We start from the raw sequence: 19245 nt of genomic DNA on the forward strand, positions 1-19245 counted from the left end.
CGCCGTAGCGTGCGCGGCAGCCAGCGGGCGCACCAGCACCAGCCAGAACAGCAGTGCGGCCAGCAACGCCAGCATCACGCCGATCAGCCAACGCTCGCGGCCCGTGCGCTGCGCCCACCACGGAGAAAGCATCGCCATCATTTCGCGCGCACCGTCACTTCGCTGATACTGCCGTCGGCGGTGGCGCGGGTGGTGCCGGGTGAAGCGGCAAGACCGGCGATACCCAACGCATCTGCCAGCGCCTGAGCTTCACCGGCGCCGCCGGCCACGCCCGCAACAAGTCCGCCGGCGGGCGTATAGCTGAGGCCGGCCAGCCCAGCGCCTGGCCGAGCGCTGAGCGCCTGCACCACTGGCCCGGCCAGCGCCGCGAGCCCGCCCGCCGCACCGCGTTGCTGCGCCTGCGCCTGAAGGGCCGCGAACGCGCTGGGTCCATCGGTTGTGCTCGGTGCCAGCGTCATCAGTTCTGCATCGGCAGCGCTGGCGGCGCTGCTGGCGCGGAGCAGAGCGGCCACATCACCAGCCAGCCACAGCCCGGCGACGGCGGCGGCCAGCAGGGCAAGGCGCTTCAATTGCGTGCGATCCGGCTGCCAGCGCGCCACCTGCGCATACTCGCCCGACAGCAGATCAAGCGGCAGCGGATCGGGCAGGGCCGGCTGGGCCGGGGTCGTGGCATCGGTGCCGATGATGGCGGCGGCCAGTTCCGGCTCGGCGGCAAAGGCGGCGCTGGCGCTGCGGGCCAGCACGCGCGGTCCGTCCTGCGCCACCGCCCAGCCGCTGGCCGGCGCCGGCAGCAACAGCGGATCGGGAATGATCGCGGCGGGTTTCCAGCCAGCGCGCGCAGCTTCGGCCAGCCAGCCGGCCATTTGTTCGCGTGCAACCACGGCAACAGGGCGCAGGCCGCTGCCCGGTGCGACGGTGATATGGGGATCAGCCTCGGCCAGGCGATCAGCCAACGCCATCCGCGCGGCTGCAGCGGCCTGAGCGGGCGCCAGATCCGGCAGATCGAGCCAGTGCAGCGCGACCGCTTCGCCGGGCACAGCCAGCACCAGCGGCGATCCATCGGGGGCCGGCCAGCCGGCGCCGCCCGTGCCGTCGCTGCGCTGCCAGCGCACGCGGGGGACGAGTGTGACCAGCACTGATTTTGGCATCATGCCTCGTCTCCCCAGCGGCGCAGCAGCAGTTTCGCCGGGCGGGTGCCGGCATCGATCAAGCCGGTTTGGGCCAGCGCCACGCCATCGATGTTGGTCATCATGCGATAGGCCACGAAGCGATCGCGCGTATCAGGCTGGCGCAGCGCATCGGCAGCCACCTGGCGGCCGGCGAGCAGCGGCTGCGCCCAGAAGCTCGCCGTATCGCGCCAGCCGCCGGCCGGGCGGGCCGCGATCGCGTCGCGCGCAGTTGCCAGCGGTACGCCCGTGATGGCGGCCAGCACTGGCGCATCGGCGGGCACCAGGCTGTTGATGTTGGGTCGGGACAGTTCGGCTTCCGGCAGCGCACACAGATGCGGGGCGGCGCGGGCGAAGATGGCAGGCGTTACCCCGGCCACCGCACGCCATTCGCTCACTTCAGCGAGCAGGGTGCCAGCGGTGCGATAGGGTGTGGCTGCGCGGGCATAGGCCGGATCTTCGGCGCCGCCGGAACCTGGTTGCTGATCGACATCCACCCAGTCGGCCGTGGCCGCCGCGATGCGCAGGCTTTCCGCTTGCGGCACATCAAGCAGGGTGAGCAGCCGCGCCAGTTGCTCGACGCCGAGCGGGCGGGTGAGGGTGCGGCCAACAGGCCCCATGGCGACGCTGTTGAGGTTGAAGCAATTGCCGCCGGGGCTGAGCATCACCGTGGTGGGGACGGACGTGGGCAGCGCGAACGGACGCGCCGGCAATTGCGGCAGCGGCAAACGCGCCAGGATCATCGTCTCGCCGGCCAGCGCCGCACCGCGCGCCACTTCCAGCCCGGCGCGAGTGGTATCGAGATGGCGGGCCAGTCGCAGCCGATCGAAGAGGCTGGTGGACAGCGCCGCCATCACGCCCACCAGAACCAGCACGTTGATCAGTGCTGCGCCCTGTTCATGGGGAGGGATGGGCCGGGTCATGCTGCGCCCCCGGGGGCCAGCGGCACGATCTGGCGGACATGGCCAAGCTGCGGGCCATCCAGGGTGAGTTCGATGGCGCGGGGCAGGGCGCCGGCCTCGCCGCTCCAGCCATCCTGCCAACCTTTCGCCGTCAGCACCCGCAACCGCGCCGCCGTGACGCCCCTGGCCAGCACGCTGGCTTGGGTGGCAGCCGGGCCATCAACCATTGCTGCAGAGCGGCGCACCAGCGTGTCGCCTTCGATCACCCATTCCACCCGCTGCAGCGAGGCGCGCGGAGCCTGGCTGGGATTGGCCCAGCCGCGCCGTACCAGCGTGAACAGTGCGCCATCATTCACGGCAAAGGCCGCGTGCGGGCGACCCTCACGATCCCGCCACGGGCGCGGCGCGGCCTGGCCGGCATCGGCGGTGAGCAGCGCCCGCAGCCGGGCCAGATCACCACTCGCGCCCACCAGCGCCTGCGCCTGGCTGCTGGCCTGCACGCTGCCGGCCAGCAACGCCGTTCCGGCCGCCGCCATCAGACCGAACAGGAACAGGCCGACGAGCAGTTCGATGAGGGTGAAGCCGGCCTGTTTCACCGCCCGCTCCACAGCAACTTGTCAGCGGCAATCACCTGGCCACCGTCGCCAACGACCTCGACACTGATCAACTGCGTGCCGGGATCGGGGCCGGGGCTGATCTGGCGCCGCCATGCCCAATCCCGGATGCCGGCGCGCTCGCGGCCCTGATCGGCGCTGGGCGGGGCGGCGGACAGCATTGCTTCAAGCGCCTGATTGCGGGCGACGATGGCGGCATATTGCCGGTCTGACAAAGTGGCGGCGCTGGCGAGGCTGACGCCCTGCAGGCGGATGAGGGCCACGGCGGCGAGTCCGAATATGGCGAGTGCCACCATCACCTCGATGAGACTGAAGCCGGCATCACTGCGCATGAACGTCGCCTGCCGCATAGATGGTCACGCTTGCCGCTGCGTCGCCGCTGGCGATGACGATCCGCGCCGGGGTGGCGAGGCCGGTGGCGTCGAAGCTGATCGGGCCGGCTGGCTCGGTGGTAAGGGTCAGACCGTCCGGCGCGGGCGGCGCGAACGCCGTGCTCTGCCCGGTCAGGATCGCCATGTCGCGCGTGGCCGCCGCCTGCGCCGCCAGTTTGACGGCAGCACTGCGCACCCGGTCGTCAGGGCCGGGCAGGGTGAGGACGAGCGCCGCGCTGGTGATGCCGATGATGGCCATCACCACCACCAGTTCGACCAGTGTGAAGCCGGCTTCAGAGGTTCCAGTTGCCGATGTCATCGGCCTCCCCTCCTGGACCACTTTGGCCATCGGGGCCCATCGACCACACGTCGAACGGGCCGTGCGCGCCGGGACTGGCATATTGGTAAGGCTTGCCCCAGGGATCATTGGGCAGCCGCTGCACATAGCCGCCGGGGCGATAGCGTTCTGGTTGCGCCATGTCGGTGGGCGCGGCCTTCAGCGCGGCAAGGCCTTGGCTCGTATTCGGAAACACCATCGTGTCGGCCTTGTAGCTGGTCAGCGCGGTTTCCAGCGTGGCAATATCGGCGCGGGTGCGGGTGATGGCGGCCTTGTCCACATCGGGCAGCACGTTCAGCACCACCACCGTGGTGAGGATGCCGATGATGACGATCACCACCATCATCTCGATCAGGGTGAAGCCCTCTTCGTTGCGATTGCGCTTCATGGTGTGGCCAGGCTTTCGAGTTGCAATATGGGCAGCAGGATGGAGAGCACGATCACCGCCACGGCGCCGCCCATGAACAAGATGATCGCCGGTTCCAGCAGGGCGAGCGCCGAGCGGGTGAGCGCATCATACTCGCGTTCCAGCGCTTCCGCGCCTTTTTCCAGCATCACATCCAACCGACCGGCACTTTCGCCGCCCGCCGCCATGGCGACCAGCAGCGGCGGCAGGATGGCGGCGCGGCGCATGGCGGCGGTGAGGCTGGCGCCTTCGCTGATGTCATCGGCCATCTGCGCGACGCGCATCCGGATCTCGCGGTTGCCGATGGTGGGCAGGGTGAGTTTCAGGCCGTCGACCAACGGCAGCCGGCTGGCGACCATCATCGCCAGCGTGCGCGCCAGCCGCGCCGCCTGCCAATCGCGCAGCAGGCGGCCGAGCAATGGCAGGCTGAGCAGCCAGGCATCGAAACGGCGGCGCAGCGCCTCATCGTTCAGCGCCCGGGCGGCCAGCACACCGCCGCCGGCACCGAGCAACAGGATCACCCACCAGCCGGCGGCGAGCGCGTGGGAGAGCGCCATGACGATGCGGGTGAGCAGGGGCAATGTCTGGCCAATATCGGCGAACTGTTCGGCGATGCGCGGCACCACGAAGATCATCAGTGCCGCCACCGCCAGCGTGGCCACGGCTGCGAGCGCCGCCGGATACGCCAGCGCCGCCTGCACGCGACCCTTCATTTCGGCCTGGCGATCGAGCAGGGCCGCAAGCCGTTCCAGCACTTCCGGCAGTGTGCCGGCACCTTCGCCGGCGGCCACCATGGCGCGGTAGAGCGGCGGGAAGCTGGCGCTTTCCAGGGCCATTGCATCCGAAAGCCGGCGGCCTTCGATCACCGCGCCATGCACAGTGGTCAGCACGGCACGGGCCTTGTCGCCCTCCGTCTGCTTGACGATGGTGCGCAGCGCTTCTTCCAATGGCGTCACACTGGCCAGCGTTGCCAGCTGGCGGGTGAACAGGCCGAGCGCATTGGGTTTCAGCCGGGCACTGCCGGTGGCCAACGTGGGCTCGCTGGTGGTGGCGGCTTCCAGCTTGGTTGCAAACAGCCGCTTGTCGAGCAGGTCGGCGCGCGCTGCTTCGCTGCTCGGCGCGCTGATGCGGCCGGCGCGCGGTTTGCCTTCGATATCGAGCGCTTCGTAGCGAAAGTCAGCCATCGGCCGGCTCTGGCTCGGCGGTGCCCATCACCCGCAGCGCCTCGGCCGGCGAGGTGAGGCCATCGATCACCGCCTGTGCGGCAATGGCGGGCAAACCGGGGCTGCCTGCGGCGGCGGCCAGATCGGCGGCGGTGGCGCCTTCGTTGATGCGGGCCGCCAATGCGTCGGTCATGCGGATGATGTCATACAGGCCAACGCGGCCCAGCCAGCCGGTATGGTTGCAGGAATCGCAGCCCGGTGAGGCCCACACCGGCGTTCCCGCCGCGATGCCCAGCGCCGCCGCCGTGCCGGCATCGCTGGCGTGCGCCGTGCGGCAGCTGGGGCATAGCCGGCGCACCAGCCGTTGCGCCACCACGGCGCGCAGGGTGGCGGCGAGCAGGAACGGTTCCACGCCGAAATCGCGCAGGCGGGTGATGGCGCTGGCGGCATCGTTGGTGTGGAGCGACGACAGTACGAGGTGGCCCGTCAATGCCGCCTGCACGGCGATGCTGGCGGTTTCGGCATCGCGGATTTCGCCGACCATCACCACGTCTGGATCCTGCCGCAGGATGGCGCGCAGGCCGGCGGCAAAGCTGAGGCCGACCTTGGGGTTCACCTGGGTCTGGCCGAGGCCATCCACGGCATATTCAACCGGGTCTTCCACTGTCAGGATGTTGCGGCTGCCATCGTTGAGCAGTTTCAGCCCGGCATAAAGTGTCGTCGTCTTGCCGCTGCCCGTGGGGCCGGTCACCAGCACCAGGCCGTTTGCTTCGGCCAGGCCAGCGCGGAAAGACCGTTCGGCGCCTTCGGGCATGCCGAGCGCGGCCAGATCGATGCCGGCATTTTCCTTGTCAAGCAGGCGCAGCACCACGCGCTCACCGCCGCGCGCCGGCAGGGTGGAGACGCGCACGTCCAGCCGCTTGCCGCCCAGTGCCAGATCCATGCGGCCATCCTGCGGCAGCCGGCGCTCGGCAATGTCCAATCGCGCCATCACCTTTATGCGGCTGACCAGCACCGGCGCCACACCGGGGGGCAGGCGGTGCATTTCCCTGAGTTCCCCATCGGCGCGCATCCGCACCACCAGCGCGCTTTCGAACGGCTCGATATGAATGTCAGACGCTTTCAGCCGGGCGGCCTCGGCAATCAGCCCGTTGATCAGGCGGATGGCGGGGGCTTCGTCGTCGCTGGCCAGCAGGTCTTCGGCGGATGGCAGATCATCGCCGAAGCCGGCCAGTTCATCGGCCTCGCCGGCATAGGACGATCGGGCATAATGATCCTGCAGCAGGCGATCAAAGGCGGCATCGTCCACCTCGCGCAGCGCCAGCGGGCGGCCGGCAATGCGACGTACTTCGGCCAGCGCTTGGGGCTGGCTGCCCTTGCGGCGCGCCACCTCCGCCACGTCACCCAGTGCGGTGACGATCACCCCTTGCGCCTTGGCAAAGGCATAAGAGAGGGCGGGCTGGCTCATGGTTTGGGCGGGGCAGGCGGAGCAGCAGCAGCGGGGGCGCCCGGGATGGGTGCTTTCAGATAATCACGGACAAGCGCATCGATGCTGGGATCAGCCGTGGCCTCGCGGCGGGCCTGTTCGGCACGCACATATTGGTAACGGCCACCGGTGATCTGGGCGGCGTCTTCGGCGTTTCTGATGATGGTCGGGCGGATAAACACCATCAGATTGGTCTTGGTGCGGTCGCGCGATCGGGAGCGGAACAGATTGCCCAGGATTGGGATGTCGCCAAGCAGCGGCACCTTCTCGATGGCGCGGCGCTCATTCTCGTCGATCAGGCCGCCCAGCGCGATGATCTGGCCGTCGTCCACCGTCACCGTCGTGTTGATCTCGCGCTTGTTGAGGATGATGTCAGGAATATTCTGGGTCACGATGGAGGTGGCGATGCTGCTCACCTCCTGCCGCAAGGTCAGCTTGATGGTGCCGCCGGCGTTGATCTGCGGTCGCACGTCCAGGGCGATGCCGATGTCCTGACGCTGCACAGTGCGGAAGGCGTTGTCGAAATTGTTCGAAAGCGCCTGGCCGGTGGCGAGCGGCACGTTCTGGCCGACAAGGATGCGGGCCTGGGCGTTGTCCAGCGTCATCACCGAAGGCGTTGACAGCACATTGGATGCGGTATCGGCCTTCACCGCATTGACGACGAAGCCGAACACCGCATTGCTGCCCAGATTGCCGCCAAAGCCGAACTGGCCGCCATTGGCATTGAGCAGGCTGTTCACCGCGGCATTGCGCAAGGCAACCGTGGTGGAATTGTCCTGACCATAGCGCTTTTCCGCCGCAATGGCACCAGCCACCGCCAGCAGGTTGGGCGCGGCGTTGCTGTAGTTGGTGACGGAGAAGGGGATATTGCTGCCGCCGGTGCCGGATAGCAGGAACTGCACCCCCAGCCGCTGGGCGGCGACGTCGCTGATTTCCACGATGATGGCCTCCACCAGCACCTGTTCGCGGCGCACATCCAGCTGGCGGATCACCTCGCCCAGCCGGCGCTGCACATCGGCGGGCGCAGCGATAACGATGGCGTTGGCGCCTTCATACCGCGCGATCACCGCCTGGCCGCGGCCGATGCTGGCGCCGGGCACAAATCCGCTGGTGCCGAGCGAGCCGCCCGTTGGTTGCGCGGGCAATGGGGCAGAGGCGGCGGGCTGTTGGCCCTGCGCGGCGGCATTGGCGTTGCCGAAGGCGCTTTGCGCCGGGATCGCCTGCGGGGCGGACTGGCTGGCGGGGCTGACCGGCTGGCCGACCAATTGCTGCAGCACCGGCACCAATTTTTCGGCATCGGCATGGTTCAGGAAAAACACCCGCACATCGCTGCCGGCCGCCGCCGCCTGATCGAGATCGGCGACGGTGCGGGCGAGCTTGGCCAAAGTGGCGGGATCGCCGCGCAGCACTAGGCTGTTGCTGGCATCCACCGGCGCCACCTGCCAGCCGCGGCCTTCGGCGCTGCCTTGCGCAATCTGGGCGAGACTGGTGGCAATCTCGCGCGCGCCGGCGTGTTTCAGGGCGACCACGCGCACTGCCGCCCGATCCTGATCGATCTGGCGCGCAAGCTGGCGCACGCGGGCAACATTGTCGGCATAATCGGCAACGATCACCGCATTGCCGGCGCGATTGGCCGTCACCTGGCCTTCGCGGGAGACAAGCGGACGCAGAGTCTCGACGGCGGAGGCAGCGTCGATGAAGCTGAGGTTGATCACGGTCGTCTGGAACCGGTCGCGGCCCTGGCCGCCCGACGGCTGGGTGGCGGCACCATCGGCCGGGGCAACGCGGAACGCCCCCCCGGCGGCTGGGGTGACGACGAGGCCATTGGCGCGCAGCGTGGACAGGAACAGTTCGAAATAGCCGGCCTGATCGAGCGGCCGTTCGGAAACGACCGAAACTTTCCCCTGCACGCGCGGATCGATGATGAAGGTGCGCCCCGTCGCGCGCGACACATCCTGGATGAAGGCGCGCACATCGGCATCGCGCAGATTGACCGTCTGCTGCGCCAGCACCGGGGCGGCGACCAGCAGGATTGCCAGGAGGGCAGGGGAGAGCTTGCGGGTCATTTCTTGTCCTGCCGGGGCGGTGCCGCATTAGCGGCGCTGCCCGATTGATCGATATAGAGTTGCTCGAGGGCGCCGCCGCGATCCAGCGTCACGGACTCAAATTCCACCGCCGCCAGCCGCACGCCGGGCATGATCTCTTCGCCCACGCCCACGCTCTTCTGTTGGCCGTCGGGCGTGGCCAGGATCGCCGATCCCCGGCCCGATGCGGCATCAACGCGGGTGCCGAGCAACACCAGATCGAGGCTGGAGACCGTATCTGCCGCGGCCGGACCGGCCGGGAAGAACGGGTCCACCGCCACCACAACCGGGCCCGTCGGCAGCGCCACGGGCGGCGTGCCCAGCGGCCCCGCCGGCGTGATTGCCAACCAGACCAGTCGCGCCGCTGCCAAGCCGGCCAGCACCCAGCCAGCCAGTTCGGCCATGCTCAGCAAACGGGCCGGCCACAGCGGTTTGTCCTCGGTCCGGATCAGCGGCTGCACCCCTCAAAACGCGATTTTCCGCAGGCGCTCACAGCCTAGCCGAATTCGCCTTGTGTGCCAGCTCCTATCGGCTGCGTGTGACGGTTGGGTTACAACTGCGTGACAGCCGCTGGGCTCATTTCGGCGGCAGCAGCAGGTTGTGGCGGCGCAGGACAGCCTGCAACTGGTCGTGTGGCAGCGCCGATACCGTCCAATAATCTGCGCCGGTCATCGTTTTCGCGGCGATCATGGCGTTGATCACGGCTTCTTCTACCCCTTCGATGGTGGCGGTGAACAGCGGGTTGATGGCGGCATTGGGTAGGCGGGCGATGGTGGCTGGCTTGTCGGCGGCTTCGTGCCAGTTGCCATCGTCAACGCCGGCATTGGCGGTGGAAAAGGCGATGAAGATATCGCCCGAACCGTCGGCCAGGATCGATCCCAGCCGACCCAGGCCCGCCGTGCCGCGCCGCGCCAGCCGTTTCAACTGTTCGGCAGTGAGCGGGGCGTCGGTGGCGATGACGATTATGATCGAGCCGCGATGTTCTTCGTCGCGGTCATCGGCCAGGGCCAGTTTCTTCGGGTCGCACACAGGCGCGGTCTTGCCGCGGCGCTGCTGCGGGGTGGGCAGCAGTTTCGTTACGCACGGTTCCTGCAGGTTCATCTCGCGCGCCACGTTGATGCCGGCAACGCGCAGTCCCATCGCGGAGCCATAATTGCATTGCACCAGCACGCCGACAGTATAGCCGCCCTCCACAGCCGTCAGCTTGCGCGATGCCGTGCCGGTGCCGCCCTTGAAGCCGTTGCACATCATGCCGGTGCCACCGCCCACATTGCCTTCGGCCACCGGGCCTTGTTTGGCGCTGTCCAACGCGTCCAGCGTATCCTGCACGGTCACATGCTGGCCGGCCATGTCGTGCAGGGTGGCATCCGCGGTTTCGGCGACCAGCGGATACCAGAAGGCGCCCTTGTGGTGATCGGCCAGCCATTTGAAGGCCGCATCGCGCACCACGCCCACGCTGCCGGTGCCGGTGATCAGGATCGGTGTTTCCAGCACGCCGCCTTCTTCCACCCAGTGGGTGCCGGTCATGTCGCCATTGCCGTTGCCGGCAAAGAAACCGGCGAACACGCCGCGTTGGTCAGTCTTGCCGCGCGGAAAAACCGCCGTCACCCCGGTGCGCACCGGGCCTTTGCCCCGCACCCGCGTACCTTCCCCCGATATCAGCGTCTTGAAACCGACTTCGACGCCGGCAACATCGGTGATGGCATTCAGGGGGCCCGGTGTGCCGTCGAAGGGCACGCCCAGATCGCGGGCGCGTGGGCTCGCGGTGGCGCTGCTGGCCAGAAAAAGCGCCGTCAGGATCAGATGTTTCATGGCAATTCTCCCATTGCCAGCAAGGGTAACCTGCCGCACGGGCCGGCGCAAATTTGACTTTGTGGCCGGGATCGTTCAAAACCCGATCACAAATCGATGGGCGCGTGATCGGAGCATTTGGCTCCAAGGCCCCACCCCCCTAACTTGCTTCCCTTATCACGCGGGTTGCCAGGCAACCCCGGGCCTTTTGGCCCTCCCGGTTGGCATGGTGCCTTCCGATCGACTGATATTGTTGGAACAACAACCTCATGAATTTCTCTGATCTCGCTCTTGCGGAACCCTTGTCGCGCGCCATTGCCGAAAAGGGCTATGATACCCCCACCCCGATCCAGCAGGCGGCCATTCCGCCGGCGCTGGCTGGCAACGACGTGTTGGGCCTCGCCCAGACCGGCACCGGCAAGACAGCGGCCTTCGCGCTGCCGATCCTCAACCGGCTCGCCGCCAACCCCAAGCATCGCCTGAAACTGTCCACCCGCGTGCTGGTGCTGGCCCCGACCCGCGAACTGGCCGCCCAGATTGCCGCCAGCTTCACCGCCTATGGCCGCTATCTGAAGCTGTCGGTGGCTTGCGTTTTCGGCGGCGTGCCGATCGGCCGCCAGGAGCGCGCGCTGTTCCCGGGCGTTGATGTACTGGTGGCCACCCCGGGCCGACTGCTCGATCTGGTGATGAAGGGCGCGTGCGACCTTGGTCATGTCGAAATGCTAGTGCTCGATGAATGCGATCAAATGCTTGATCTGGGCTTCGTCCATGATCTGAAGCGCATCACCGGCCTGCTGCCGAAGCAGCGCCAGTCGATGCTGTTCTCCGCCACATTGCCGCCGACCATCGAAGACATGGCCCAGCGTTATCTGAAGAACCCCATTAAGGTTGCCGTGAAGCCGGCCGCCACCACCGCCGAGCGCGTGGTGCAGACGGTGATCCATGTCTCCCAGCCGGAAAAGCTGGCACTGCTGGCGCATTTGCTGGTCGAGCCCGACGTGGGCAGCGCCATCGTTTTCACCCGTACCAAACATGGCGCCGATCGCGTTGTGCGCCAGCTTTCGGCGCACAAGATTGCGGCCGAAGCCATCCACGGCAACCGCAGCCAGGCCCAGCGCACCCGCGCGCTCACGGGTTTCCGCACCGGCGAAGTGAAGGTGCTGGTGGCGACCGATATCGCGGCCCGCGGCCTCGACATCCCGGCGGTGAGCCACATCTTCAACTATGAACTGCCCAACGTGCCGGAACAATATGTGCACCGCATCGGTCGCACCGCGCGTGCCGGCCGCGAAGGCCGGGCGATTGCCCTGTGCGCGCCGGATGAACGCCCGTTCCTGAAGGATATTGAGCGCACCATCCGCATGCAGCTCGACCAGCAGGCGCTGCCGGCCAATTTCCGCGATCTGGTGGGGCTGACGGCCAAGCTGATCAAGTCCAGCCCATCGGCCGCCGATCCGCCGCGCGAAGAGCGTGATTTCAACCGCAGCCCGGGTGGCCGTGGCCGCGATCCGCGCGCCGTGGTGCATGCCGATGGTCGTGGGCAACGCAGGGATGGTGGCCGTGAAGGCGGCGGCGGCCGCGATGGTGGCCGCGATGCCGCCCGTGATGGCGCGCGCCGTGAAGGTGGCCCTGGCCGCCCGGCCAATGCTGCCCGTCCGCAGGGTCGCCCGGGTGGCGGCTTTGGTGGCCAGCGCAACAGTGGCCAGCGCCGCTCGCCGGCCGGTCGTTGATCGTCTGACATGAAAAAACCCCCGCCAGGGCGACCTGGCGGGGGTTTTTTCGTTTCAGGCGCTGTGGATCAGGCCACGGTGGCCTTGACGATGCTGCCCGGCGTGCGCGGCGGCTCGCCTTTGGGCAGCGCGTCGGCGAATTCCATGCCCGACGTCACTTCGCCCCACACCGTGTATTGGCGATCGAGGAAGCGGGCATCGTCAAAGCAGATGAAGAACTGGCTGTTGGCGCTGTTCGGCGCGCTGGTGCGCGCCATTGAGCAGACGCCGCGCACGTGCGGCATGTCGTTGAATTCGGCCTTCAGATCGGGCATATCGCTGCCGCCGGTGCCGGTGCCCTTGGGGCAGCCGCTCTGCGCCATGAAGCCGGGAATAACGCGATGGAACTTGACGCCGTCGTAAAAGCCCTGGCGCGCCAGCGTGGTGATGCGCTCAACATGGCCGGGGGCCACATCGGAACGCAGCTTGATGACGACATCGCCGCCGCTGTCGAGCGAGAGGGTAAGGGTGGTCGGCGCGTCAGCCATTGTGGGTCTCCGGTTGTGGGAAGCGCAGCCTCTAGCCCTTCAGCCGCAGCGCCTCAAGTCGTTCCCGCAAGGCCGGCGGAATCGGTGCCGGGCCGGATTCGGGATCGCGGTGCACCAGCACACTGTCGCAGAGCGCGATGCACTGGCCTTCCTGAAAGGCCGCCATGGCGACCGTGAAGCTGCTGCTGCCGATCCGCGCAATCGCATAGCCAACGGTGACCGGCGCCGGATAATTGCCTTCCGCCAGATAATCGATGGCCACGTGCGCCACGACAAAGCTGGAGCGGCGCCCGCCCACGGCAGGTGCCGCCGGACCCGCTCGATTGAAGCGCACGCGCGTTTCTTCGAACAGGCGGGCAAAGGCCACGTTGTTGAGGTGGCCGTTCACGTCCATGTCGCCAAAGCGCGTTTCCAGCGTCTGGCTGGCCGGATAGGCAGCGGGATCGCGCCGCCGGGCATCATCCTTCATCGCATGCGATACCGGATCGGCATGGCCTTCAGGCCGGAGACGAAGTTGGCGACCGACAGTTTCGGCTCGCCGGCCAGTTCGATCTCGTCCAGCCGCGGCAGGAGTTCGGCGAACAGGGCCCGGATTTCCATGCGCGCCAGGTGCAGGCCCAGGCACTGGTGGACGCCGTTGCCAAAGGCGGTCTGCGGGTTGTTGGCGCGGTCCACCCGGAAGCTGAACGGGTCCTCGAACACCGCCTCGTCACGGTTGCCCGACCAGTAGAACAGCGCCACACCGTCGCCGGCCTTGATCGTCTTGCCGCCCACCACAGTATCTTCGGTGCAGGTGCGCATGAAATGCTTCACCGGCGTCGCCCAGCGCAACATCTCCTCGACCGCCTGCGGGATCAGCGACGGATCGGCTTTCAGTTTGGCCAATTGCTCCGGATTCTGCGCCAATGCCAACAGCCCGCCCGATGCCGTGCTGCTGGTGGTGTCATGCCCGGCGGTAACGGTGATGGCGTAATAGCTGATGGCTTCCAGCATGCCGATCGGTTCGCCGTCCACCGTGCCTTGTGCGATCACGGTGGCCAAATCATCGCGCGGATTGGCACGGCGATCCTGCATCACCTCGCCGAAATAAGCGAAGAATTGCTGCACCAGCGCGAAGATATCCACCTGCGGATTGCCGGTGGCTTCCGGGCCACCGAGCCCCTGCGTGAGAATGCGGCTACGCGCCACCACGTCGGGATCCTGCGGGCCAAAGATTTCCTGCGTCATCTGCAGCATGCGGCCTTCGTCGGCTTCCGGCAGGCCCAGGATCATCATGATCACCCGCAGCGGATACCAGAGCGCCACTTCGTTGACGAAGTCGCAGGCGCCGCCAAGGCTGGCCATGTGATCGACATGCGCCTTGGCGATGGCGGCGATCCGCGGTTCCAGCTTTTTCAGGTTTTGCGGCATGAACCATGTGTGGGTGATGCGGCGCAGCTTCATGTGCAGCGGGTCATCCAGATCGACCAGTGTGCGGAACAGGTGCGTGTCACCGGTGGTGTTCTTCACCCACTCTTCGGCCTCGATCGGCGAGATATAGGTGCGTTCCCGGTTGATGAAGCGATCATTGGCCTTGGAAATGGCGACGATGTCGGCATGGCGGGTGATCGACCAGAACGGGCGGAAGCCCGTGGGCAGGGTCCAGTGCACCGGATCGTCCCGGCGCAGGGTGGTATAGGCATCGTGGATGCTTTCATCTGCAAAGGTCGCCGGGTTGACCAGCATGTCGTCGATGGTGTCGCTGTTGAAACCGGGAAAGGGCATGGCGGTCATTGGATGCGTCCTCTCGCTTGCACAGCACCGCGCGCGGCTTCGACCTGGGCGGCGGAGACTTTGGCATTGGCAGCGGTGGAGCGTTCCGCTTCCAGCGCCATCGCCTGCCCGAACGGCAGTCCATAGCCGTCGTTGATCAGCTTCTTGTAACCACGCGCAAAACCGGGCGCGATGGTGGTCATATCGTGCGCGAGTTGCGTGGCGGCGGCGACCAACTCATCAGCCGGCACCACACGGTTCAGCAGGCCCCAACGCTCGGCGGTGGCGGCATCGAGGAAATTGCCGGACAGCGATAGTTCGCGGGCGCGATACGGCCCTATCAGGCGCGAAAGTTTCTGGCTCAATCCCCAGCCCGGCATGATGCCCACCCGCGCATGCGTATCGGCAAAACGGGCATTCTCGCTGCCGATCAGCACGTCGCAGGCCAGCGCCACCTCAAAGCCGCCGGTGATGGCGACGCCGTTGATGGCGCCGATCACCGGCTTGCCGGTCTGTTCGATGGCCTTTACCGGATTGTCGTCAGGGCATTCCGCGTTGGCGGCGCCCAGGCCCTGCTGGCCGAGTTCTTTCAGGTCGAGCCCGGCGGTGAACGCGCGGGTGCCGGCGCCGGTGAGCACGATGGCGCGCACATCGTCGTCTGCTTCCAGTTCGCGGAACACCTTGGACAGATCGCGGCGCAGTGTGGCGCTCAGCGCGTTCATCGCCTGCGGCCGGTTCAGTGTGACGATGGCAACCGGCCCATCACGGCTGACCAAAACGACATCTTCGGACATGCAGTACCCTCCCTGCCGCGCACATTAGTCCATTGCGCTGCCGGGGCCGCCTGCAATTGGCGATAGGGGGGATTACTTGGCCAGAATCACTTCGCGCGCCGCAGAATGACGTAGAACGCCCCGCCACCGCCGTGGCGCGGGTGGGCGGCGCGCAAACTGGCAACGTGTGCGCGCAGATCGGGCCGTTCCAGCCAGTGCATCAGTTCGGCGCGGATGCGCGCCGGCCGGTCCGGGCGGCCCTTGCCGGTGACCACGAGAATGACGCGGGTGCCATCATTGGCGAGGATGGTGGACGACAGCGCGGCATGGGCATCAACCACCGTGTGGCCGTGCAAATCGATCACCCGGTCAGGGGACAGGCGGCCGCGGCTGATCTGCCGGTCCCAGGTGCCATCCAGTGGCGCGCCGAGCGGATGGGGCTTGGGCTTTGTCGGCGGCGGCGGCGCCTTGGCGGCGGGCCGCGCTGGAGCCGGCTTGGGCGCGGCCTTGGCCGGGGTGGGAGCGGGGGTTGCTGGCACCGCCACTGCTGGCACCTCCGGCGCGCGCTTGCCGGGCAGGGGCTTCACGCTGGCCGCCACTCGCGCCCACAAGGCCCGTTCATGGGCAGACAGGCGGCGCATCAGGGCTTGAGCCGGGCGGCGGCGGTGGCCGGAATCAGCAGGATCAGTCGGGCCGGCGACGATTGCGCGCCGGCAATGGCGGCGGCTTCGGCGCCGGGGCCAAGGAACAGATCGATGCGGTTGGCGCCCTTGATGGCCCCGCCGATATCCTGCGCCACCATCAGCCGCGCGAACGGTTTGGCCGGGCCGGTGAGCGTGGTTTCCGCCAGCAATGGCGCGCCGAGCGGAATGAAGGCTGGATCGGCGGCGACGCTGACGAACGGTGTCACCGCCGCGCCCATTGCACCAATCGGGCCGTCGCCCTTCAGTTCCCGGAAGAAGATCTTCGACGGATTGGCATTCAGCACAGCCGGCGCCTCGGCGGGATTGGCGCGCAGCCAGGCGATGATTTCCTTCATGCCGGCCTTGCCGCGTTCCAGCTTGCCCTGTTCGGTCAGCAGGCGGCCAATGGCGACATAATCGCGGCCGTTCTGGCCATCATAGCCGATGCGGATGATGAGCCCATCGGGCAGGCGCAGCCGGCCACTGCCCTGAATTTCAATGAAGAAGGCTTCATAGGGGTCAGCGGCCCACGCCAGTTCCAGCTGCCGGCCCACCAGTGCGCCTGCCGCAATCTGTTCGCGCGTCGCATAGGGCACCAGGCGCGCGCCTTGCACCCGGCCACGTACGGTGCGGCCCTTCAAGCTGGCGGCAAAATCACCCAGCGGCACGTCGATCAGATCGGCCGGGCGGCGGTAGAGCGGCACGTCATATCCCGGATGGGGGTTCAAGCTGGCGGCGATTTCCGGTTCGTAATAGCCGGTCGCAAAGCCTGCGCCGCCGGCCACGGTGATGGCGCGGAACTGGCTGCGGAAAAAGCTGTCCTCCTCGCCCGGTGCCACACTGGCGGCAGTCGTGCAGGCGGGCTGCCAGTCTTCGGGTCGGGTCAGGCCCGACAGGTCTTCACGGCGGGTGAGGCCGGCGCAGGATTTGCGGAAGGCGGCCAGTGCGGCAGCAGCCTCGGGCAGGGCCGGCAGATCGACCAGCGCAACAGCTGCATCCGCAGCGCGGGGGACGAGAGGCGGCTTGGCTGGCTCAGCCGGGGGTGCGACGGCCGCAGGTGACGACGGCGGCGCTACAGGGGTAACCGGCCGCTCCTGCTTGCCGGCACAGGCAGCCAGCAGCAACAGGCTGGCCAGCGCAATCCACCGGCGCACGGAACGATGGTCAGGCGTTGTTGTCGGAAGCGTCGCCCAGATTATCGGGCGGCATCTGATCGCTGTCGTCTTCATTGTCGGTTGCGATTAGCACCCAGGCCGGATCGGTGTTGCCGGCAAGACGGCTGAAGGTCCACAGATCACGGGTTTCAATCTCACCGTCGCTGGTGGCGATGCGGGCGACAAAACCCACCGTCACTTCAACCATCTGGCCAACCACCGTGGCATCGCGCAGAGCAACGGCGCCCAGCCCGGTCAGCCGGTTGGGCAGGCTGCCACCGCCGCGCGCTTCGATGGCGTTCGACAGATTGTGATGCACTTCGTCCGACACCAGGCCGGTCAGGCTCGAAAGATCGCCGGTCCAGAAGGCTTCGAGGATCAAGCCGTAGGCGCTGCGCGCGCCGGCCAGGAAACGATCGGGAGCGAAGCCGGGATCGGCATCGGCCACGGCTTCCAGAGCGGGCAACAGGCCACGATCGGTGCCGGGCGGCAGCAGCAGCTGGCCCCGCACCGGGTTTGTCGCTTCACGGCGCGGCGGCGCGGTTACTTCGGCGCTGGGCCGGAACGCGTCACCGATTGGCCGCTCCTGCCCGGTGCGCTTGCCGAGCACGGAGACGAGGCGCAGGCCGATGAAAGCGGCCAGCAACGCCAGCAGCACAATCTCGACCCAACCACTGCCTTCAGACATTTATTATCCCCAACCACCGCGCCAAAAAACCAACGGCTCCGGTGGCCTGAATGAAAACCGCCATCGAACCGGATGGCCAACTGGTCAAAAATTGACGTGAGATCGATCATGCCACCGGCACAATGCGGGAATCACGCCAGTATTAACCTAACTTCATCTCATAATCGGCTTTTATGGTGCTGATTGCAAGGGAATGCGGCATTAACGCCAGCCTGTCAGGCCGCAGCATTGGCGGCCATGGCGGCGGCCAGTTCCTTCACCAGCTTGGCCGCGACCACCGCGGTCATGCCATTGATGTCCCGCGCCGGGTTCAGTTCCACCACGTCGCCGCCGATGATCGGGGTGTCGAGCTCGAGGAGGATGTTGACGATCTGGCGCACGGTGAGACCTCCCGGTTCATGGTGCGATACGCCCGGCGCAAATGCTGGATCGAGCGCGTCGATATCGATGGAGACATAAAGCGGCCGGTCGAATCGCGGTCGCCAATCGTCGCGGAAATGCCGGGCTTCGATGATCTCCACGCCGAACCGCGCCGCCTGTTCGCGGCAATGGCGATTGAGCGTGCGGATGCCCACCTGCACCAGTCTGTGGGCGTGGACGCCTTCCATAATGCGCGCAAACGGTGAGGCGTGGGAGCGGCGGTTGCCATCGAGTTCGTCATAGAGATCAGGGTGGGCATCGAAGTGCAAAACATCGAAGGCGCCGTGGCGCCGGGCCAGGGTTTCGACCACCGGGAAACTGATGGCGTGATCGCCGCCCAGCGCGATCACCGGCCCGGGGCAGGCGGCGATGGCGGCGCAGATACGCTCATCATCGCCGGCATCTTCAGCGATCGCGACGTCGCCGCGATCCGTCAGTGCAAAATCCAGCCCGATCTCAGTCCCGCGTTCGGTAGCGCTGTTGCCGTGCTCATTGGCCAGCGCGGCCCGGATCGCAGCCGGGGCCCCGGCTGGTCCGCGCAGGAAGCTGCTGTGCTGGTCGGTGGGGATGCCGATCAGGCTGATGGTGGGTAGCATGTCTGTTTCGATCATGGTGCGGGCGGCGGGACTCGAACCCGCACTTCCGTTGGGAAAGCGGATTTTAAGTCCGCTGCGTCTACCGGTTCCGCCACGCCCGCTTGTCAGACCGGTCGTCCGGCCTGGCGGGGCCGACGATCAGCCGTTGAGGCGTTCGCGTAATTCCTTGCCCGGCTTGAAATAGGGCACCTTCTTCGCATCCACCTTCACGGCAGCGCCAGTGCGCGGATTGCGGCCGGTGCGCGGATCGCGGGCGCGGGTGGAAAAGGCGCCGAAGCCACGCAGTTCAACGCGTCGGCCCTGGGCCAAGGCATCAGTGATCTCGTCAAAGATGACGGCGACGATGCGCTCGACATCCTTGATGGTCAGATACGGATTCTGTTCGGCGACGATGGCAACCAGTTCAGACCTGATCATCTTGGCCTACCTCGTTTAGCGCCACCCCGGCGCATACCCCCCAAAAACAAAGCGATTCTATTGCATTGGCAGGGATGGTCAAGGCGCGCATGTCAAAAAAACGCAACCATCGTGCCACAATCTCCGGACTCAGGCCGCGTGGAGGCGCCGCACCAATGAAAAACGCCCCGGCAGATGGTCTGCCG

At 67.1% G+C, this 19245-nt stretch carries 22 protein-coding genes and 1 tRNA gene; 1 reads left to right on the plus strand and 22 read right to left on the minus strand.

The genetic code is table 11. The annotated features are described in order from the left end of the window. From gspM to Q7O19_RS09265, 12 genes are all read right to left on the minus strand, one after another. Window positions 1-141, minus strand: a 141-nt coding sequence (gene gspM / locus Q7O19_RS13505; RefSeq protein WP_369692460.1) for a type II secretion system protein GspM, incomplete at its 3' end; no start/stop codon positions are given. Then, window positions 138-1151: a type II secretion system protein GspL gene (gene gspL, locus Q7O19_RS09215; protein ID WP_303810096.1), complete on the minus strand. Its 1014-nt coding sequence runs from the start codon at window positions 1149-1151 to the stop codon at window positions 138-140. The genes gspM and gspL, both read right to left, overlap by 4 nt. Further along, the gene (gene gspK / locus Q7O19_RS09220) at window positions 1148-2089 is read right to left on the minus strand and encodes a type II secretion system minor pseudopilin GspK (protein WP_303810098.1); all 942 of its coding nucleotides are present in this window, start codon (window positions 2087-2089) and stop codon (window positions 1148-1150) included. Before gspK ends, gspL begins: the two co-directional genes overlap by 4 nt. Next, window positions 2086-2664: a type II secretion system minor pseudopilin GspJ gene (gene gspJ / locus Q7O19_RS09225; protein ID WP_303810100.1), complete on the minus strand. Its 579-nt coding sequence runs from the start codon at window positions 2662-2664 to the stop codon at window positions 2086-2088. The genes gspK and gspJ overlap by 4 nt, the downstream gene beginning before the upstream one ends. Continuing rightward, window positions 2661-3014, minus strand: a complete 354-nt coding sequence (gene gspI / locus Q7O19_RS09230; RefSeq protein ID WP_303810102.1) for a type II secretion system minor pseudopilin GspI — start codon at window positions 3012-3014, stop codon at window positions 2661-2663. The genes gspJ and gspI overlap by 4 nt, the downstream gene beginning before the upstream one ends. Continuing rightward, window positions 3004-3372: a prepilin-type N-terminal cleavage/methylation domain-containing protein gene (locus Q7O19_RS09235; RefSeq protein WP_303810104.1), complete on the minus strand. Its 369-nt coding sequence runs from the start codon at window positions 3370-3372 to the stop codon at window positions 3004-3006. Before Q7O19_RS09235 ends, gspI begins: the two co-directional genes overlap by 11 nt. Then, the gene (gene gspG / locus Q7O19_RS09240; RefSeq protein ID WP_303810106.1) at window positions 3347-3778 is read right to left on the minus strand and encodes a type II secretion system major pseudopilin GspG; all 432 of its coding nucleotides are present in this window, start codon (window positions 3776-3778) and stop codon (window positions 3347-3349) included. Before gspG ends, Q7O19_RS09235 begins: the two co-directional genes overlap by 26 nt. Then, window positions 3775-4980 carry a type II secretion system F family protein gene (locus Q7O19_RS09245; RefSeq protein WP_303810107.1) on the minus strand — a complete coding sequence of 402 codons (1206 nt, stop codon included), beginning with the start codon at window positions 4978-4980 and terminating at the stop codon, window positions 3775-3777. Before Q7O19_RS09245 ends, gspG begins: the two co-directional genes overlap by 4 nt. Then, entirely contained in the window at window positions 4973-6427 is a 1455-nt protein-coding gene (locus Q7O19_RS09250; RefSeq protein WP_303810109.1) for a GspE/PulE family protein, read from the minus strand. The genes Q7O19_RS09245 and Q7O19_RS09250 overlap by 8 nt, the downstream gene beginning before the upstream one ends. Beyond that, complete coding sequence (gspD, locus tag Q7O19_RS09255; RefSeq protein WP_303810110.1) at window positions 6424-8511, minus strand: type II secretion system secretin GspD; 2088 nt, start codon at window positions 8509-8511, stop codon at window positions 6424-6426. Before gspD ends, Q7O19_RS09250 begins: the two co-directional genes overlap by 4 nt. Further along, window positions 8508-8933, minus strand: coding sequence for a type II secretion system protein N (locus Q7O19_RS09260; protein WP_303810112.1), 426 nt, complete (start codon window positions 8931-8933; stop codon window positions 8508-8510). The genes gspD and Q7O19_RS09260 overlap by 4 nt, the downstream gene beginning before the upstream one ends. 172 nt (window positions 8934-9105) lie before the next feature. Then, window positions 9106-10341 (minus strand): P1 family peptidase, encoded by a 1236-nt coding sequence (locus tag Q7O19_RS09265; protein WP_303810114.1) that lies wholly within the window; start codon window positions 10339-10341, stop codon window positions 9106-9108. Between the two features lie 248 nt (window positions 10342-10589). On the opposite strand from Q7O19_RS09265, the gene Q7O19_RS09270 reads away from it, so the two are divergent. Further along, entirely contained in the window at window positions 10590-12050 is a 1461-nt protein-coding gene (locus Q7O19_RS09270) for a DEAD/DEAH box helicase (RefSeq protein WP_303810115.1), read from the plus strand. Window positions 12051-12118: 68 nt separating this feature from the next. Here Q7O19_RS09270 and Q7O19_RS09275 read toward each other — a convergent pair whose 3' ends face one another. From Q7O19_RS09275 to Q7O19_RS09320, 10 genes are all read right to left on the minus strand, one after another. Next, window positions 12119-12577 (minus strand): peptidylprolyl isomerase, encoded by a 459-nt coding sequence (locus tag Q7O19_RS09275; RefSeq protein ID WP_303810116.1) that lies wholly within the window; start codon window positions 12575-12577, stop codon window positions 12119-12121. Between the two features lie 31 nt (window positions 12578-12608). Further along, window positions 12609-13046, minus strand: coding sequence for a thioesterase family protein (locus Q7O19_RS09280; protein ID WP_303810118.1), 438 nt, complete (start codon window positions 13044-13046; stop codon window positions 12609-12611). Further along, window positions 13043-14350 (minus strand): cytochrome P450, encoded by a 1308-nt coding sequence (locus Q7O19_RS09285; protein ID WP_303810120.1) that lies wholly within the window; start codon window positions 14348-14350, stop codon window positions 13043-13045. The genes Q7O19_RS09280 and Q7O19_RS09285 overlap by 4 nt, the downstream gene beginning before the upstream one ends. Continuing rightward, complete coding sequence (locus Q7O19_RS09290) at window positions 14347-15123, minus strand: enoyl-CoA hydratase (RefSeq protein WP_303810122.1); 777 nt, start codon at window positions 15121-15123, stop codon at window positions 14347-14349. Before Q7O19_RS09290 ends, Q7O19_RS09285 begins: the two co-directional genes overlap by 4 nt. Before the next feature lie 86 nt (window positions 15124-15209). Beyond that, on the minus strand, window positions 15210-15743 hold the full coding sequence (locus Q7O19_RS09295) for a Smr/MutS family protein (RefSeq protein ID WP_303810124.1): 534 nt from the start codon (window positions 15741-15743) through the stop codon (window positions 15210-15212). After that, window positions 15743-16939 (minus strand): murein transglycosylase A, encoded by a 1197-nt coding sequence (locus tag Q7O19_RS09300; RefSeq protein WP_303810125.1) that lies wholly within the window; start codon window positions 16937-16939, stop codon window positions 15743-15745. The genes Q7O19_RS09295 and Q7O19_RS09300 overlap by 1 nt, the downstream gene beginning before the upstream one ends. Window positions 16940-16949: 10 nt before the next feature. Beyond that, window positions 16950-17627 carry a Tim44/TimA family putative adaptor protein gene (locus Q7O19_RS09305; protein WP_303810127.1) on the minus strand — a complete coding sequence of 226 codons (678 nt, stop codon included), beginning with the start codon at window positions 17625-17627 and terminating at the stop codon, window positions 16950-16952. Between the two features lie 215 nt (window positions 17628-17842). After that, window positions 17843-18658: an arginase family protein gene (locus Q7O19_RS09310; RefSeq protein WP_303810128.1), complete on the minus strand. Its 816-nt coding sequence runs from the start codon at window positions 18656-18658 to the stop codon at window positions 17843-17845. Continuing rightward, window positions 18658-18744: transfer RNA gene (locus tag Q7O19_RS09315), tRNA-Leu, on the minus strand. The genes Q7O19_RS09310 and Q7O19_RS09315 overlap by 1 nt, the downstream gene beginning before the upstream one ends. A 37-nt stretch (window positions 18745-18781) precedes the next feature. Next, window positions 18782-19060, minus strand: coding sequence for an integration host factor subunit beta (locus Q7O19_RS09320; protein WP_303810129.1), 279 nt, complete (start codon window positions 19058-19060; stop codon window positions 18782-18784). Between the last annotated feature and the right edge of the window lie 185 nt (window positions 19061-19245).

Origin of the sequence: Sandarakinorhabdus limnophila DSM 17366 (assembly GCF_945882885.1) — a bacterium.
In the GTDB taxonomy this organism is placed as follows: Bacteria; Pseudomonadota; Alphaproteobacteria; order Sphingomonadales; family Sphingomonadaceae; genus Sandarakinorhabdus; species Sandarakinorhabdus limnophila_A.